This window comes from Acidimicrobiia bacterium (assembly GCA_040289475.1).
In the GTDB taxonomy this organism is placed as follows: domain Bacteria; phylum Actinomycetota; class Acidimicrobiia; order ATN3; family PSLF01; genus PSLF01.
Genome location: PSLF01000009.1, coordinates 69,432 through 86,775 on the forward strand (window position 1 = coordinate 69,432; position 17,344 = coordinate 86,775).

Annotated in this window: 16 protein-coding genes; 8 read left to right on the top strand and 8 right to left on the bottom strand. The window is 54.4% G+C overall.

Going from position 1 to position 17,344, the window contains the following annotated elements:
- Nucleotides 1-82 precede the first annotated feature (82 nt).
- Genes C4318_06195 through sdhC form a run of 4 tightly spaced genes read right to left on the bottom strand, consistent with a single transcriptional unit; the run spans nt 83 to nt 3,585 of the window.
- Nucleotides 83-781 (bottom strand): succinate dehydrogenase iron-sulfur subunit, encoded by a 699-nt coding sequence (locus C4318_06195; GenBank protein MER3454735.1) that lies wholly within the window; start codon nt 779-781, stop codon nt 83-85.
- 31 nt (nt 782-812) lie between these two features.
- Nucleotides 813-2,546 (bottom strand): succinate dehydrogenase flavoprotein subunit, encoded by a 1,734-nt coding sequence (locus tag C4318_06200; protein MER3454736.1) that lies wholly within the window; start codon nt 2,544-2,546, stop codon nt 813-815.
- A 50-nt stretch (nt 2,547-2,596) separates the two neighbouring features.
- Nucleotides 2,597-3,040 (bottom strand): succinate dehydrogenase, encoded by a 444-nt coding sequence (locus C4318_06205; protein MER3454737.1) that lies wholly within the window; start codon nt 3,038-3,040, stop codon nt 2,597-2,599.
- A complete protein-coding gene (gene sdhC / locus C4318_06210) occupies nt 3,040-3,585 on the bottom strand; it encodes a succinate dehydrogenase, cytochrome b556 subunit (protein MER3454738.1) in 546 nt (181 codons plus the stop codon). The genes C4318_06205 and sdhC overlap by 1 nt, the downstream gene beginning before the upstream one ends.
- 520 nt (nt 3,586-4,105) lie before the next feature.
- Here sdhC and C4318_06215 point away from each other — a divergent pair.
- The 3 genes from C4318_06215 to C4318_06225 all read left to right on the top strand — a co-directional run bounded on the left by C4318_06215 (nt 4,106) and on the right by C4318_06225 (nt 8,270).
- Nucleotides 4,106-4,567 (top strand): hypothetical protein, encoded by a 462-nt coding sequence (locus C4318_06215; GenBank protein MER3454739.1) that lies wholly within the window; start codon nt 4,106-4,108, stop codon nt 4,565-4,567.
- 207 nt (nt 4,568-4,774) lie between these two features.
- A complete protein-coding gene (locus tag C4318_06220; protein ID MER3454740.1) occupies nt 4,775-6,175 on the top strand; it encodes a magnesium chelatase in 1,401 nt (466 codons plus the stop codon).
- Nucleotides 6,176-6,182: 7 nt separating this feature from the next.
- Nucleotides 6,183-8,270, top strand: a complete 2,088-nt coding sequence (locus tag C4318_06225; GenBank protein MER3454741.1) for a hypothetical protein — start codon at nt 6,183-6,185, stop codon at nt 8,268-8,270.
- Nucleotides 8,271-8,395: 125 nt separating this feature from the next.
- Here the strand turns inward: C4318_06225 and C4318_06230 are convergent, their stop codons facing one another.
- The 3 genes from C4318_06230 to C4318_06240 all read right to left on the bottom strand — a co-directional run bounded on the left by C4318_06230 (nt 8,396) and on the right by C4318_06240 (nt 11,376).
- The gene (locus C4318_06230) at nt 8,396-8,851 is read right to left on the bottom strand and encodes a peroxiredoxin (protein MER3454742.1); all 456 of its coding nucleotides are present in this window, start codon (nt 8,849-8,851) and stop codon (nt 8,396-8,398) included.
- A gap of 179 nt (nt 8,852-9,030) precedes the next feature.
- Nucleotides 9,031-10,215: a hypothetical protein gene (locus C4318_06235; GenBank protein MER3454743.1), complete on the bottom strand. Its 1,185-nt coding sequence runs from the start codon at nt 10,213-10,215 to the stop codon at nt 9,031-9,033.
- A 105-nt stretch (nt 10,216-10,320) separates the two neighbouring features.
- The gene (locus C4318_06240; GenBank protein ID MER3454744.1) at nt 10,321-11,376 is read right to left on the bottom strand and encodes an Lrp/AsnC family transcriptional regulator; all 1,056 of its coding nucleotides are present in this window, start codon (nt 11,374-11,376) and stop codon (nt 10,321-10,323) included.
- Between the two features lie 164 nt (nt 11,377-11,540).
- Here C4318_06240 and C4318_06245 point away from each other — a divergent pair, with 164 nt between their 5' ends.
- Nucleotides 11,541-11,801 carry a hypothetical protein gene (locus C4318_06245; protein MER3454745.1) on the top strand — a complete coding sequence of 87 codons (261 nt, stop codon included), beginning with the start codon at nt 11,541-11,543 and terminating at the stop codon, nt 11,799-11,801.
- Nucleotides 11,802-11,831: 30 nt separating this feature from the next.
- Nucleotides 11,832-12,824 carry a rod shape-determining protein gene (locus C4318_06250; GenBank protein MER3454746.1) on the top strand — a complete coding sequence of 331 codons (993 nt, stop codon included), beginning with the start codon at nt 11,832-11,834 and terminating at the stop codon, nt 12,822-12,824.
- 148 nt (nt 12,825-12,972) lie between these two features.
- On the opposite strand, the gene C4318_06255 is transcribed toward C4318_06250, so the two are convergent.
- Nucleotides 12,973-13,170 (bottom strand): hypothetical protein, encoded by a 198-nt coding sequence (locus C4318_06255; protein MER3454747.1) that lies wholly within the window; start codon nt 13,168-13,170, stop codon nt 12,973-12,975.
- Between C4318_06255 and C4318_06260 the strand changes: the two genes are divergently transcribed.
- The 3 genes from C4318_06260 to C4318_06270 form a co-directional block, all read left to right on the top strand.
- Nucleotides 13,158-14,267 carry a hypothetical protein gene (locus C4318_06260; GenBank protein ID MER3454748.1) on the top strand — a complete coding sequence of 370 codons (1,110 nt, stop codon included), beginning with the start codon at nt 13,158-13,160 and terminating at the stop codon, nt 14,265-14,267. The two genes, C4318_06255 and C4318_06260, sit on opposite strands and share 13 nt — an antisense overlap.
- A gap of 174 nt (nt 14,268-14,441) precedes the next feature.
- Nucleotides 14,442-16,202: a hypothetical protein gene (locus C4318_06265; protein MER3454749.1), complete on the top strand. Its 1,761-nt coding sequence runs from the start codon at nt 14,442-14,444 to the stop codon at nt 16,200-16,202.
- A gap of 107 nt (nt 16,203-16,309) precedes the next feature.
- Nucleotides 16,310-17,344 (top strand): hypothetical protein (locus tag C4318_06270; protein ID MER3454750.1); only part of this gene is annotated, 1,035 nt, incomplete at its 3' end.

Genomic DNA, 17,344 nt, shown 5'->3' on the forward strand with positions numbered 1-17,344 from the left:
GGGGCGGAGTGTGGTACCATCCGATGATTTTGTTTGGTCCACTATCTGAAAAGCATCGCTCCGATGCGTTGAATCAAAGCTATTAGACGCGCCGAAGAAGAATTTCTCTCTTTACCTCTTCAATGGCTTTCGTAATCCGTATATCCCGCGGACACACCTCTGTGCACTCAAATGCTGTGCGACACCTGTATACGCCGTCACGTTCGGCCAGAATCCGCAATCGCTCTTCGGCCGCGGTGTCCCTGCTGTCGAAGATGAATCTATGAGCGTTGACTATGGCTGCAGGGCCTAGGTAGTTTCCATTGCTCCAGAAGACTGGGCATGACGTGGTACAGGCTGCACACAGGATGCATTTTGTGGTGTCCTCGTAACGCTCCCGCTCTTCTGGCGTCTGTAAGCGTTCTGTCTTTGGCGGGGGTTCTTCATTGATTAGGTAGGGCATTACCGATCGATAGGACTCGAAAAACGGATCCATGTCGACGACTAAGTCTTTTATTACCGGTAGCCCTTTTATTGGTTCCAGGACTATCTTGGGCCCAGCGTCTTTTACGAGCACTTTACATGCCAGCGCGTTGTGCCCGTTGATCACCATGGCATCCGACCCGCAGATGCCGTGTGCACAGGATCTTCTGAAGGTCAGTGATCCATCGTGGTACCACTTGATCTTGTGAAGGACGTCTAATACTCGGTCCATATCGTCAGCTTCAAGCTCATAGGTCATCCAAAAGGGGCGATCGTCCTCTTCTGGATCGAACCTTTTGATCGAAACTGTGATGTCCATTTCGCTCCTGCTAATACCTTTTGAGCCCGCCTCAGTACTTTCGCTCCTGGGGCTTATACTTACCAAGTTTTACTGGCTTGTATCTGATTTCTATACCGCCATCCGAGCCCCGATAAGCGAGTGTGTGTTTCAAGTAATCCGTGTCGTTCCGCTCTGGAAAATCCTCTCTATAGTGGCCGCCACGACTTTCTTTGCGAGCTTGCGCGCTTGCCACAAGCACTTCGGCGAGGTCTAGCAAAAAGCCGAGCTCGATTGCCTCGGTCAGGTCTGTGTTGAAAACCTTGCCCGGATCATCGATTGCAACGTCGCGGTACCGGTCTTTGAGATCGGATATGTCTTTTGCGGCACGTTCGAGGGTTTCAGCCGTACGAAATACTCCGGCGTTGTCCATCATGGTCTCTTGCAGTTCTGCCCGAATTGCTCCCACCCTCTCCCCCTCTTCTCGCTTTTTTAATGCCTCTATCTGTTCCTCGAGACGAACTGCAGGTTCCTTGTCTACTTCGGGGAAATCTGACTCTGACGCAAACTCTGCCATGTGCAGTCCGCCGCGCCTACCAAAGACGACTATGTCGAGAAGGCTATTGGTGCCGAGCCGGTTTGCTCCGTGCACCGAAACGCAAGCGCACTCGCCCGCTGCGTACATCCCCGGCATCGGCGTGTCTTTCTCATCGACTACGACGCGAGCATCGGTGTCAGTTGGGATGCCACCCATTGCGTAATGCGCAGTGGGCTGGATCGGGATCGGGTCGGTCTTCGGCTCGATTCCCAGGTAAGTTCGAACGAAGTCCGTTATATCGGGAAGCTTCTCGTCTATGACTTCTTCGTCGAGGTGTGCGACTGATAGGTACACATAGTCCGATCCTCCGATACCGCGTCCCTCTCGAATCTCGGTGTAAATAGCTCGGCTCACAATGTCGCGAGGGGCTAAGTCCTTGATGGTGGGAGCATATCGCTCCATGAACCTCTCTTCTTTGTCGTTGAGCAGGATACCGCCTTCTCCTCTGGCAGCTTCGGAAAGGAGGATGCCTAGCCTGTAGATACCTGTGGGATGAAACTGGAAAAACTCCACATCTTCGAGCGGTATTCCCCTGCGGAAGCAGATTGCTGGGCCGTCTCCAGTAAGGGCGTGAGCATTGGATGTGACTTTGAAGATTCGTCCATATCCTCCGGTGGCCCAAAGAACCGCTTTGGAGTGAAAGATATGGACCTCTCCAGTTCGTAACTCCAGCGCTACTACACCGGCCGCTCGTCCATCGGAAATGATCACATCAAGTACCTGGAACTCATCGAAGAACGTAACGTGACGGGCAATACATTGCTGATACAGGGTTTGCAAGATCATGTGCCCAGTGCGGTCCGCAGCATAGCAAGCCCGCCTCACTGGCGCCTCGCCGTGGTTGCGAGTGTGTCCACCGAAACGGCGTTGATCTATTCGACCATCTTCGGTCCTACTGAAAGGAAGGCCGAGATGCTCCAGTTCCAACACCGCATCTACCGCTTCTCTACACATGATCTCGATTGCTGGCTGGTCGCCTAAGTAGTCGGAACCTTTTACAGTATCGAAGGCATGCCACTCCCAGGAGTCTTCTTCAATGTTGCCCAGGGCAGCACACATTCCCCCTTGAGCTGCGCCGGTGTGGGAGCGAGTGGGGTAAAGCTTCGATATCACGGCAACGCTGCACTTTGAGGAAGCGGCTAGAGCAGCCCGAAGGCCCGCTCCGCCTGCTCCGACGATGACAGCGTCATATCGGTGCGTTACTGGCAAGTGCTCATGTCCTCCTCTTACTGGCCCTTGACACTAGACTCCTGACGAACTTACCGAGGTATGAGCGATCCGAAGGTGGCAAGTATGACCGTGCCGACTACGAAGGCAAGTGCCGCCAGGCTGTAAAGTACGGTTTTTGCAAAGAGCAAACGGCCTTTTGAAGAGATGTTGTCTTCAAGAACAGTCTTTACTCCGTTTGTGCCGTGTAGAAGTCCCAAAGCCAGCAATAGCCAGTCCCATACTCTCCAGAAGGGATTTCCCCACCGCTGAACCACGAAATCAAAGGTTGTATCACGAACGTCGTTGATCATGTGCATGATCAGGAAATGCCCCAGTGCGAGAAAGATAAGGAACAGACCGCTAACTCGCATGAAAAACCAGGAGACGGCCTCGCTTCGAGGGATCTCCACCGACTTCTTCACCGCCCCTCTAGGAAGCGGAGCATCTTCCCCTCTGTGGGCTTTGTTTTCGAGATCTTCGAGAGTCGCGGCCATCAGCTACTCGTCGCAAAGAAGTTGTACAGCATCCAAGCTGCTCCGGGAAGGAAAAGCACTATGAACGCCAAGACTGCCCAAGCAGTTATGGTTTCTTGGCGGTCCGCTCCCTCTGGCCAGAAATCCACGATTGCAATCCGAACACCGTTGATTGCATGAAGCAAGAGCGCACCGAACAAACCGACCTCTAAGACGCGGAAAAACAGGGTCTCATACAGTTTGTGGATCGTGTTGTAAGCCTCTCGACCCCATCCGACCGCAGCTACATCCGCAATGTGAATGAGAAGAAAAAGGAATATCGCAGTGCCCGTGATGCGATGCAGGGTGTACGCCCACAGTCCCGGGCGACCTTTATAGAGAGAAACGCCCGGACCTCCGCCCTGCGAAGTAATACTGAGCGAAGACGTGTCGGCGTTGCTAGCTCTGCCCGTCGTATCGGAGGCAGCGAGCACGTCGGATGACAACTTCTGGCTCTTGCTATCTACTCGGCCAGACTCCTGTTCGGACTCGGTTCCTCTGTCGGATCCGTTATTTTCCAACTCCACTGCGGTATCTCCGGTCTGGTACTACGATCTTTACAAACTCTACAAGCTAAGTTCCAACGTGACGATTAGAAGCATAGGCGACCCGAGTAGGTGGCACGCCCCGGTGGGGACGTACTCCATCCCGTGCCTCCCAGCTGCTGCAGGGAGCACAGATGGATGCTGCTAGGCTCCGGCCAACCCAAGCCCAAAATGCCCGGCTGCTCGAAGTGTCAGATACAAGTGTTGTCTATAGGCGGCTACAGATGGCAAATCGAGCGGAAATCCTAAATTCTTTAGGAATCTAGAAAATATCGGCGCTACTTGCCAGTGTTACTTCGATTTCAAACCTAGACAACGGAACGAGAGGCACCCAAATGGAGCTAATTGTGTTGACCATCATGTTCATAGCCGCCGGAGCGATTGCTGTGTCGGCTCTGAAACGAGCTTTCACGGGGCAGATTTCGCCGTCTAGATGTCCTGCTTGCTACGCCTTGGTAGGCAGGGGGTACTCGAAGTGTAGGAAGTGCGGAGCGAGTTTTTTATGCCGACAGTGCTAGTAGTCGACGACGACGAAGACATACGACGGATTCTATCCCTCGTATTTGCTGAGTTCGGATTTAGCGTAGAAGAGGCTGCTTCGGGGAAGGAGGCTGTGGAACTGCTCGAGGCATGCGAGTACGACCTCGTAGTTCTCGATTTAGCGATGCCCGATGGGGACGGCTTCAGCGTATTGAGTCACCTCAAGCAAAAAGAGAGGAGGCCCCGTGTGGCCGTTCTCACAGCGAAGACCTCTGAATCGGATCGCAGAAGAGCTTACGAGCTCGGTGCCATCGACCTTACGACCAAGCCTTTCGACCCATTCGAACTGGTAACGAAACTCTCCGGTCTATTGATCCTGGATGACGAAGATTTGAGAGCGCGAGTCGCCAGAGACCTTAGAAAATCGAAGTTAATAGACGATCTAGAGCGCCTCATAAAGAGGGAGGTATCGTCCTCGGAATGAGGGGTTAGTGTGTTAGAAAGTAATTTTTGGCGTCGTAGGTAGACGCTGATCAGGTCAGTGAGTTCGGAGTCGTTCCACCCTAGAGGGAATACCTCTGTTCGAGGGGCGGTGTCGGCGGCTATAGGATGTTAGATACCTAGACCCTCTTGAACAAGCAGTCGACATAATCGGAAAGGTCGCTTAGTGAGCCAGACATCCCCATCCCAGCTGGATAGTCTTCCTCGAACGGTAGGAGAGCTGCGGGCATCCGGATACGAAGTTCTCTCCGTCAAGGAGGAGATCCGAAAAAATGTCCAGTCCAAGATCACTGCCGGAGAACCATTGTTCCCAGGCATCCACGGCTATGACGACACGGTGATTCCTCAAGTTGAAAACGCTCTCCTCGCCGGGCATGACATCGTGTTCCTGGGCGAGAGAGGCCAAGCGAAGAGCCGTATTATCCGCTGTTTTCAGGACCTCCTTGACGAGTATGTGCCGGTGCTGAAAGGTTCCGAAGTCAACGACAACCCTTTCGCTCCAATATCTCGGTACGGAAAGGACTTGCTCGCAGAAGAGGGAGACAATGCCCAGATAGAGTGGGTCCACCGTTCGAGGCGTATAACCGAAAAGTTGGCGACACCGGATGCGTCTGTGGCAGACCTAATCGGAGAGGTCGATCCCGTTCGTGTAGCGGAGGGACGCTATCTTTCCGACGAGCTCACCATTCATTACGGGCTGGTACCTCGGACCAATCGAGGGATTTTCGTAATCAACGAGCTTCCCGACCTTGCCGAACGCATACAAGTGGCCCTTCTCAACGTACTAGAGGAGCGCGATGTTCAGATTCGGGGATACACGCTAAGGCTACCTCTCGACATCCTGCTTGTAGTGTCAGCTAACCCAGAGGATTACACGTCTAGGGGGCGAATCATTACGCCGCTCAAAGACCGTTTTGGATCACAGATACGTACTCACTACCCCCCAGATATAGAAACAGAGCTCAAGATCGTCGATCAGGAGGCGCGCCTTCCCGACCTGGCCGGCAGACGGCTAGAAGTTCCCAAATTTATGCGCCAGATAGTGGCCGAGATTACTCATAGGGCGCGTCGCTCCAACAGCGTTAGTCAGGTATCCGGAGTTTCTGTTCGGCTGTCGATCTCGAACTATGAACTCCTCGTCGCGAATGCCTTGAGGAGAGCTTTGCGAACTGGCGAGGAAGAGGTAGTTCCGAGAATTGTGGACCTTTCGGCTCTAGCGGCATCTATGGCGGGCAAACTCGAGATCGAAGCGTTCTCGGATATGCAAGAGAACAGGGTCATTGAGCAGATCATAAAAGAGGCTACTTTAGCGGTATTCCGGAAGAAGGTTCGTCCGGACAAGTACAAGGCGCTGCTTGCCCGTTTCGAAGAGGGTCTTGCGGTTACCGTGGGGGATATGGAACCAGCTAGAGAGGTTATTGAGGCGGTCAATCCTAGTCCGGAGATAACCAAAGAATTTTCCGAACTTGGCGCAGGAGAGTCTCCTGGGGCGCTCGCCTCCGCGCTAGAATTCGTCTTGGAGGGCTTCCATCTCACAAGACGTCTCAACAAGTCAGTTCTCGGCGGGAAGGTCCTTTACGCCAAGGAGTGACCTCAATTTGGCCGATTCCTTTGCTTACCCAGATTTCGAAGAAAAGGCTCCAGGGGCAGGTATACCGTTTCCGAGGTCGGCCCAGTACTCTCACTGGGATGGGTCTCAGGAGCCATTTCCTCTTAGCCCAGATGAAGTGTTCGACCGTGTCTCGGACGAGATTCTCGAGCACGGCGACGTCGCGGGCGTTCTCCGCCGGCTTTTGTATCGAGGAATCCAAGTCGAGGGGCGCAATCTCGTGGGCTTGCATGAGATCATTAGCCGCCTCGCCCAACGACGCAGAGAGCTGCTGCGCCGTTACGACCCATCAGGTGTCCTGGAGAAGATACAACGAGCACTGTCAGATATCGAGTCGCTTGAGCGGGCAGGGATAAATAGGCGGATTGCCGAGGCCACTCGCTTTGAACAAGAAGCAGATGGGGAAGACAAGAGCGCTGCCGAGCGCTTCAAGGAAAGGGCACAGAAAGCCCTCACAGACCTGGATCTACTCCCTCCTGAGGTGACGAAACGTCTTCGGGCGCTCCAGCAGCACGATTTTATCGAGCCAGCGGCAAAGAGAAGGCTCGACGAGCTGTTGGAAGAGCTTCGAAGAGAAGCGGCGCAGCTCTACTTTCGCCAGGCTTCGGATGCTCTACGCTCTATGGACTCCGCTCAGCTTCAGCGGATGAAGAACATGTTTGCTGAGCTCAACAAGATGCTAGAGCAGCGGGCGGCCGGGGAGGACCCCGACTTTGACCAGTTCATGCACAAATACGGTGACTTTTTTCCCGAAAATCCCCGAGATCTAGACGAACTGCTAGCAGCTCTCGCAAGGAGAATGGCGATAACGCATGCGCTCATTGAGGGACTACCACTGCAGATGCGCGAGGAACTCCAGGAGCTGATCGACGGGTTGTTGAGCGACCTCGATCTTCGCTTCGAGATGGAACGGCTGTCTCAAAACCTGGCGGCTGCCTTTCCTCATCTACCATGGGACTCTGAGATACGAATGCTCGGAGACGAAGCTCTGAGCATGAGCGACCTCGGCGAGCTGGCTGAAGAACTCGCGGACCTGGACGCTCTTGAGGAAGTCTTAGAGGCTGCCGAGGAGGGTACGCTCGGTACCCAGCTCCACGAGGTTGACTTCGAGCGGGTGCGCCAGCTTCTGGGCGAAGAGGAAGCTGCATCTTTGAGACGCCTCGCTGAGCTGGTCGAGTCTTTGCGAGATGCTGGGCTCATCGACAGGAAGGGCTCCAAAGTCGAGCTAACGCCCAAGGCCCTCAGGCGGATTGGCGGATCTGCGATAGAAGAGATTTTCAAGCGATTGAGGCGGTCCGCATTGGCTTCCAATAGATCTCTCGAAGAAGGGGTAGGGATAGATAAAACGTTTCAGACGAGGCCGTGGGAGTGGGGAGATGGTTTCTCGGTTGATATCTTCGAGAGTGCCAAGAATGCAATTCGACGCGGCGGACCCGGAGTCCCGATCCAATTTAGCGTCGAGGATTTCGAGATCGAAGATACTGAGAGCCTGACGCGGTCTGCTACCGTGCTTCTGCTCGACCTTTCTTTGTCTATGATGATGCGCGACAGCTTTGTCGCAGCGAAACGGCTTGCTTTTGCGCTTCAGTCCCTAATTGCGAGCAAGTTCCCCCACGACTATTTCTCAATCGTTGGATTTTCAGAGTTAGCCCGGGAGATTCCCCCACGCGACTTGCCCGAGGCTACCTGGGATGGGGTGTACGGTACAAACATGCAGCATGCTCTCATGTTGGCTCGCTCGATTCTGAAAAACCGCCCCGCTCGTACACGGCAGGTGATCATGGTCACAGACGGCGAGCCCACGGCTCACTTAGAAGAGGGAGTTCCGTTTTTTTCGTATCCGCCCGTGATAAAGACAATTGAGGAAACGCTAAAAGAGGTGCTCCGCTGCACTAGAGAAGGGATAACCATTAACGTTTTCATGCTGGATAGAAGCCCCCATTTAGTTCGCTTCGTCCAGCAGATGACCAAGATGAACAGGGGGCGTGCTTTCTTTACGACACCCGAGCGCCTAGGGGAGTTCGTGCTCTACGATTTCTTGGAGTCGAAGACCAGACGTTCAAGCCCTTATACGTGACCAGGTCGAGGGGGTACTTGGGCCCCGTCGACAAGTAGCTAACCCAATCTAATGACTCAATTCGCCCTGAAGCTACCGGTTCATCCAGTGATATTACCCCGAGGCGAGGATCTACCTCTTCGCAGTCACGTACCTTGCAGCGCCGAGTGATACTCAGAAGAATCTCTCGGGGTTTTTATGTCGGGCGATTCCACTACTTTAACTACCCTGCCATCTTGGCCAATTACTACCGATACTCTGCGGGCCGCACCAATGGACTCGTCGAACGCACCGTACAGTTTCGATACCTCGCCTAGGGGCCATCGGTCGGCGAGTATGGGAAAGTCAAAGCCGTTCTGATCCGACCATGCTTTGATAGCATGAACGGAGTCACAGCAGATACCTATAACCGAAGCACCCTCGCTCTCGAACATTTTTCGTTCGTCTCGCAGAGCACACATTTCCTGTCCGCACACCGAGGAAAAAGCAAACGGGAAGAATACCAGCACCAGTTTTTCTCCTCGGTGCTCTGAAAGCCTCCACGGATTGCGATTCTGGTCGGGAAGAGAAAAATCGGGTGCCTCTTGTCCTACTTCTACCATTCCGTAGCCTCCTCTCGTGCAGGTCTATTCTTGGCCTATCATGCCACTTTCACGGACCCAAAACGCCTCGGCTATAACGGAGCCCGGACGGGCTGCGAGGGCTCTCACACCAAAACTTCTGGCGGCTGAGGGCTATTGTCCCGGACTACAAAAGATACAAAAAACAGGGATATGAAGCGCTACTCGCTCTGGGCAGTACGGTCGAGCCAGCGTCGAGGATCCTGCATCTCCTCGAAAGTCGGCAAGTATTTCGGACTCTTCCATAGCCGCTGAAGCGTCTCGATTCCTTCTTCTGCCGTCACGAACTGACAAAAAGCGAGAGCTGTAGCGAACTCGTGAGAATCCAGTTCTATCCCAGATAAGCGCAGCAAAAGTCTTTCAGCTGAACCGCGGTCAAAGTGGTGGCGGTGCATCACTTCCCTAGCTTTGTCTGGATCTCTTGCGATTTGTACCGCTGCTACTGCGCAGATGTGCTCAGCATAGGCCTCTAGCACGGCAATGCAGGAGCGAAGGAGATCCGTTGCGGCAACGGGTGGCGGAACGATGAGAGCCTCCAACAGGCCGGTGGGATCCTGGGCGAAGGTTTCAAACGATGACGGATCCGACGGGTCGAGGGTCGACACCTTGTCGGCCACGGCCTCAGGGTCGAAACGGATTTCGGATACTGCCCTCTGCACTCCAATAGCTAGAAACCTTCTTAGCCAAGGAACCATGAATTGTCGCAGGTGTGCGTACTCATGGAGACACACCCACAGCCCTGCATCATTCTGGTCGACTCCGTAGCTGGCTGCGGAGCGCGTGACAGCAGCCGGTAAAACTTTGGCCTCGGGAGCAGCGGTTCTAGGGAGGAGAACGTCAAATCCGGACCAAATCCAGGCTGCCATCTTCCCGAGGAGTAAGCCAAATTGGGCGCCGAGAAGCACGGGCATTATAGGACCTACTATCGCTTGTACAGGCCCAATCTCCCCTGGACCCACTTCGCTCGCTGCCGTGAGTCGAGATGCTATCGTCTCGAGGGTGTACTTGAACTCCTGCACACTAGAGCGCGCCCACTCTTGGGAGCTAACCAGAGAGGGGCTGAAAACCGACACTGTTCCCGGAGGAAGGGGCGGCACCAGGCTTTCAGTGCGTAACTCCACAACTCGAAACAGTTCGTCGAATCGTAGGTCGGAAGCACACTGCGAGACACCCTCTGCCGACTCTCGGGCCATCCATGCAGCTACTTGTTCTGCTACCTGCCAGTTGACGGGACCCTCACTCGCTTGTCGCCATGGCCGTCCTCCAGATGCGGGTATCGGATGTTCAAAGGGGTCGCGCTCTGACATGTCTATCCGAATGCCTTCCATGAAAAGGCTGACACCCACTCGTAGTTCTTTGTCGAAACCTCTGCCTTGAAGGCTTGACTTGACCTCCCTCTAGCCAGCGCTTAAAACCTCCAAGGCTCTGCTCTAGCCTTGCGTCTTTTGTTTCTACTTTGTTGGTGGAGCCAAGTAATACGACTCCCACTCGTCCCAATCCGGTGTGAAGTAGCGCACACGAACCTTTTTATATTCCTTGACCGACCACAACAATGCGTGCTCTGCGATCCCAGTGTCTTCGGAGATAGCTTGAACTGCAGCCTCGATGTCGCTCGCTCTCCTGCCGTGAAGCATTGTGAAAATAGAGTAAGGCCAGTCGTCGTATGTGGGCCGTCGGTAACAGTGGCTCACTGAAGCGAACGATGCCATACGGTAACCCACTTCGTCGATGCGATCTTCTGGGACACACCACACTGCCATTGCGTTGGCTTTGAATCCTGCTGACCGGTGATTCATTACAGCTGCGAACCTCCGCATTAGCTTTTGCTTTATGAAGTCTTGGGCAGTCGCTACGAGCTCTTCGCCTGTGGTGCCTAGCGTTTCAGCTTCTAGGTCGAATGGCTCCTCTACTAAGGGAAGGTCTTCTTGCAGTACTCGAATCGCAGCTTTTTCTTGCTCGCTAAGTACTGGGCCAGGGCTGTGTATCCAGATATCAGGCTTCTCGTTCTCTTCCACTTCCGCTTTTTCGGTTGCTTTTCGCTTGCCAGTCATGTCCAGCTTCACACCGATCTTGAAAAGCTTGAGAGTCGGCAGCACTCTGGTCGATCGCGCTTCCGACAAGCGGTGGACGACTCTGACGTGGTCGTCAAACGAGGAGCCTGGAGGGACGGCTAGCGTATACCAGAGGTTGAACTCATGGTTCCTTTTGTAATTGTGAGAGATTCCCGGATGGGCGTTGAGGCGTTCAGCAGCTTCGTCGATTTTGTCCGGATCGACTCTGGCTGCTATGAGGCTCGATTTGTAGCCTAGGGCGCGGGTATCGAAAATAGCGGAGAGCTGCCGCAGAACCCCCGCCTCTTTGGCGGCACCGAGTCGCTTGATAACTTCGGCGGGGGAGATGTTGAGCCGCGCTGCCAGCTCGTTGTACGGATAGCGGGTTAACGGGAACTGCCATTGCACTTCATTGAGGAGTTGGTTGTCGAGATCGTCCAAGACTTTGGTAGCCATGCAACTAGTCTCTCTTATAGCGGCAGTGTCTGCAAAAAGTACGTGTTGCAGTGGCCGATGCTGCCATGCTCAAAGACGCGCACTGACACAGGTGGCGGTTGGTTACTAAACTTGTAGGCATCTCGAGACTTGAAGGGATCTCGAGGGTGTCGAGTCAGCCGGGAGTGAGGGTGAGCGGGCTTATTTACCTTGTAGGCGCGGTTGTTATGGCTGCGGTTGGATTAGGGGTTCTCTGGTTCGTACAGAAAGCCCCTCTCCGCGACTCGCTAAAGGGGGTCGACGAGTTCAAGCGTGCCCGGATGGCGCTGAAGAAAAGGGAGCGACCTTATATATGGCGAGATCGAGCCGGGCTACAATCCGGCACTAAGTGGGGGAATAGTAATCATAGGGATAACGAGTCCTCCACGGTGAAGGTACTTCGGTAACACTGCCCCCTGTTAGCCGGGAGAGTTCAGCTGGCCAGAGATATCGCAATCGACCTCGGTACAGCTAACACCCTTGTCTATCTCAAGGGCGTGGGTGTGGTTCTCAACGAACCTACCGTGATCGCACTCAATACTCTCACTGGCGAGGTTCTTGCCATGGGTCGCCAGGCTTGGTACATGATCGGTCGGACGCCAAGCTCTATCGTGGCTGTACGTCCCCTACGAAAAGGGGCGATAACCGATTACGAGGTAACTCAAAGACTCATCCGTCTGGTTTTGGAAAAAGTCGGCGTGTCTCGCTTCCCCCGCCCGAATGTGCTCGTATGTGTTCCCTCAGCGATAACTGCAGTCGAGAAGCGTGCTGTAGAGGAAGCCACTCACAAGGCTGGAGCCCGCGCGGTGTACTTGCTGGAACAGCCCATGGCGGCTGCCATGGGAGCAGAGCTCCCAATCCACGAGCCGCTGGGAAACATGTTGATCGACATCGGAGGGGGAACCACCGAGGTGGCGATAATTTCGCTTGGGGGGATTGTGTCGCTCAAGGCTATTCGGGTAGGAAGCTTCGATTTCGATGCCGCATTGCAGGTGTACACGCGTGCCAAGTACTCGGTTGCTATTGGTGAACGCACTGCCGAAGATATCAAGCTAGCAATCGGTTCTGCCTGGCCGGTGGACGACTCTTTGAAGGTGGAGGTACGTGGGAGGGACATCACAACCGGACTTCCCCGTACCCTGATTCTGACCTCAGAGGAGGTTCGAGAAGCTATCTCAGATCCAGTGGACGCAATAGTCTCAACTGTCGTCGACGCGCTCTCCGAGTGTCCGCCCGAGCTGTCTCAGGACATCCTTCTTAGAGGAATAGTCCTCACCGGCGGCGGAGGAATGCTGAAGGGTATGGACATACGAATAGCTGAGGAGACTAGTGTGCCAGTGCATCTCACGCCAACGCCGCTCGAGACTGTGGTAAGAGGCGCAGGCAAGGTTCTAGAAGAGTTAGAGACGTTGCGATCCCTTTTCTTGTGAAAGCCCTTTCCGCAACACTGAGGTTCTCACGGCGCGGGTTTCGAGGTGTCTTACCCTTACTCGTGAAAAAAGGGCCTATCGCTGAACCGTCTACTAGCTAGGTTGCCTTCTCGTTCTAAACGATTACCCCATCATGTCGGCTGCCGACCTATCCCCTAACGCTGTTCCACAAAAACTGAATTCCCAAAGAAGCGATGAACGATACGAGAATGGCTATCGCGATCCCCAGTACCACGCATAGAGCCGCTAGGGTGAGGGCGTATACGATTTTCCGCCTTAGCTCGCGCGCACGCTGCCTTGAGTTATCTGCGTAAAAGCTTTTGGATTCTAACGATGCTGTACCCATCCCAAAAGACGATACACCGAAACCTACAAGGGGACGAATTGCCGCGTCGGTGGCAGCTTCTGGCGGTTTCATGTGCTCTTTTTTTTTCGATCGTAGTGGTAGGAGCGGGAAATGTTCCGGTAGACAAGACCGTGCTGGCCCCGGGAACAGTCGAAAGCCTCGCCTCTCGAGTGTCGGTGGTCCCAACCACTGTGGAGCAGACCGCATCAGGTCGGACCAGGTCCAGAGATTCATTTAGCGACCGCCCAGGCCAGGGAGATATTCGGTTAGTGACTGTCCGCACCTGGAGGGCAACCTTGGCCGACCTAGCCTATGCGGCAATCAGAAGTGACGTCGAGGTTTTTGACGATCCTACTATCAGCGAACCAGAGCCCCAGCGCCAGAAGCGCCGCAGTTCGGAGCTGGCATCCTCGGAAGTAGTGGCGCAGTTTGTGGCGTCACGAGCAGCCGGCATTCCGGTCACACCCACAGGATCCGGAGCCTTGGTGGAGGACGTCACGACCGATGCGTCTAAAAAAGCTCTAGTCCCGGGAGACGTGATAACCGAAGTGGCTGGGCTGCCAGTGCGCGTAGCTGACGACATAAGAGGGTCGCTAGACGGCAAATCCCCTGGGCAGGTCGTCCAAGTGAGATTGATACGGGGGTCAGATTCTATTACGACTGAGGTAACGTTGACCGCCAGTTCCGAGCATCCGCACCGAGCATTGCTCGGAGTTATCGTATCGACTGCCGACTTGCATTTAGCTTCGCCACTCAAGGTTGAGTACCGCCTTACAGGGATAGGTGGACCCTCGGCGGGACTGGCACTGGCGCTAGAGCTATATTGCCGTTTTACAGGCAGAGATTTGACCGGGCCTTCTATTGTGGTCGCTACTGGGGAGTTACAGCTGGATGGGAAAGTACTGCCAGTGGGGGGAGTGGCCCAAAAGGCTCGCGCTGCAGTCTCCGCTGGCGCCGACATTCTGGTGGTACCAGCGGCGAATGCTGAAGAGGCTCGCAGCTACGCAGGCGACGTCGTTGTACTGGGAGTGAATTCGTTCGCCGAGGCTGTTTCGGTACTCCTTGCTCTGGCAAACAGCGCACAGACGGTTAGCTGAGTCCATCCGGCAATCAGCGGGGAAGGTGTGCGCGACCCGCGCGCTGGCAAACAGCGCACAGACGGTTAGCTGAGTCCATAGCGCTGCAAAGAGATCTGGGCTATCCTAGATCCAGAAACTATGTGCTGGGGATCGTAGGTCAACTTTAGGTACGGTAGTCGTGAGCTCGCCGGTGTGGTACCACATGCAATGGTACTCGTCATTTCCGACGCGGCGGACGGGGAGATGGCAATAGAACTAAGCCCCACCCAAGTACAGAGAACCGACTTTCCTGTAGCAAAGAAGGGCTACGACGTTGACGCCGTCAGGGCGCACCTACGCGATGCGGCAGCCGCATTGGAGAATGCCTTAAGAAGGGCGAAGCTAGCCGAGGACCGTGCCCGTAGAGCGGAGGAAGCACTTGCTCAAGCCAGCCAAGCGCAACAGGCTGCTGCGGTTCCCGAGCGGCAGGTCGCCGAGGAGACGGAACGGGTTCTAAGAACTGCGAGGGAGAGTGCGGCGGCTATAGAAGAGGAGGCTAGGCGAAAAGCCGAGGAAATGATAGCCGGGGCACAGCAACAAGCAGCAGCCATAGTAGCTGAATCCCAGGCGAAAGCTCAGCAAGCGATAGCGGAAGCAGAGGAGAACGCTCGTCAACTTCTGGCTCAAGCGGAATTCTCTGCTCGTTCCTCGGCCACTGCAGAAACTCTCGCAGAAGCTGAGCGACAGGCAGCACAGACAATTGCAGAAGCGAAACAGAGGGCCACTGCAATTCTCCAGGCAGCCGAGGAAGAAAGGGCGAAGAAGCTCAAGGAGCTTCAAGAGAAAGCAGATCTTTTAGAACGACGACGAAAAGAGGCTTTGGCTGAACTAGAGCTCCGGCGTGAGCAGGCTATAAAAGAGATCGAGGCCAGAAAAGAAGAGTTGCGTGCTCTCAGAGCGGAGGCCGGTTTCAAGAAGAAAAAGAAGTCAAAGAGCGGACGAATCGCCTCGGGGGTCGTCGCTGAGGCTAGAGAGGTTTCTGAGAGCGCGGCTTCGGAGGCACGTGAAAAGGCGTTGAGTTCGAGAGCTTCGGGAGAAAGAGGTGAGGCTGCCGAGCAGGCGATGGTTTCTACAGAGGTGGAATTGGCGGCAGCGACCCAGGAGAACAAAACCGCCGATGCCGCCGCTCCGCTTGCGGGCAGCGGAGCAGGGGTCGAGGGAGAAGTTCCAGGGTATGAGGCTTTGTTCAGTAGATTCAAAGAAGGGGAGGTGCGATCCTCGGGTCCAGTCACAGAGAGATTATCAGGACCTGTGCCTCGGACGACCGGGGGACGATTTTCTGGCCCTGTATCCGGGCCCGTAACACACGCGGTCTCTGGACCTATCTCAGAACGCCCTTCGGGCCCTCTGAGCGCTGGCCAGAGCATTGACGCCGAGGCGATGCTTGCCACATCCGTTGAAATCCCGGTGCCTCAGGGTGCAGAGATTGAAGTTCCGGAAGCCCAGGCAAAGATTGTTGCTGTGCTGCGCAAGCAATTAGTAAGAAAACTCAAGAGAGCACTTCAGGACGAACAGAACGTAGTTGTCGAGACAATTCAGAAATCGGGTGGATCAGGCGATCCGGATAAGTTGATTCCTAGTGCAGCCGAGATGACTAAACGCGTTCGGACCCAGTGCGACGCAGTGCTTTTTGAGCTGGCGAAGTTGGGATGGAGCGCCGCTGGAGGATCTGGGGCACAGCCGACCGATGCCCGCTCCGAGGCTATTGTCACTGTCAGACTGGTGGATCCCCTCAGAGCTCAGTTGGTTGCAGTGGTCGCAGAGGGCCAGTCAGCTGGTGAGCCGGTGGCCGGACTTTGTGAACGCGTGCACAACGTATTTAGGATCTGGAAAGGTCCCGAGCTAGCGGATCTGGCTGCATTTTTGGCGCACGAAGTCTTCTCTGCAGGACAGTCCGCTTCTGTAGGGCGCTAAACACAGCTGGTTTAGTCTTGATTTTTAGATTCACAGGGCGCGGTCAATGCTCGCTCGCGCTGGCTGATACCATAGCCCGAGCGTTTTCTAGATAACGTTTCCCTAATATGGACGAAGATATTCCTTTCTCAATAGAAGATTTTGCCGAGCGCGATGAACCCGGAGGTGGTCGGATAAGGCAAAGATCCCGTCGTGGGTTGTTGGGCTTGATAATCGTCGTCGTTGTCTTGACATTGTTATCGCTGGGGGCCATTTCTCGCTTTTACACCGAACTCCTCTGGTTCGACGAAGTCGGCTTTAAGTCGTTTTTCTTGACCCGCCTGTCTTTGCAGTTTGCGATAGTCATCGTTGGGTGGCTTTTCGCATCAGCCTTTGCCTGGATCAACTTGCGCATTGCTTCAGCAACCCAACCGCCATACTCGTTATCTGGCCTGGGAGCGGAGAGAGGCATTCAAGAGGATCTGAGAATCCGTTATCGGGAGTTTGTTTACCCCTATAGACGCTGGATCCTACTAGCCGTTTCAGTGGTTTTAGGAGTTCTGGTGGCTGGGGGGCTGCAACGGGATTATGTATCGGTGATCTTATTTCGAAATGCTGAGCAATTCGGAATAAAAGAGCCCGTGTTCGGGAGAGACGCTGGGTTTTATGTTTTCAAGCTTCCTCTTCTTGAGCAACTTGCAGTATATGCCTGGACAGTACTAGTTCTAACATCCGTACTAGTGGCTGTGCTTTACTACCTAAATGGAAGCATTGATTTGCAGGCAGTGGTAGGGGAGCGGATCACCCGGGCTGCCAAAACTCACCTATCTGTGCTTTTAGCGGGTCTGGCGTGCTTGCAAGCCTACCGATATTGGCTAGACCGATTTAAACTTCTTTACTCCGACCGTGGGGTGGTTACAGGCGCCTCTGCCACCGATGTAAAGGCATCGCTTCCAGCTTACAACTTACTAATAGTCATTTCTCTCCTAGTGGCTATTTTACTAGTTGCAAATATTTTCAGGCGAGGATGGGCATTGCCGGTTGTAAGTGTTGGGATCTGGATACTCGTCCAACTGCTAGGCGCCGGCATTTTCCCAGCTTTTTACCAGAGGTTCGCAGTTCAACCAAACGAGTTTGTACGAGAACAGGAATATATTGCTAGA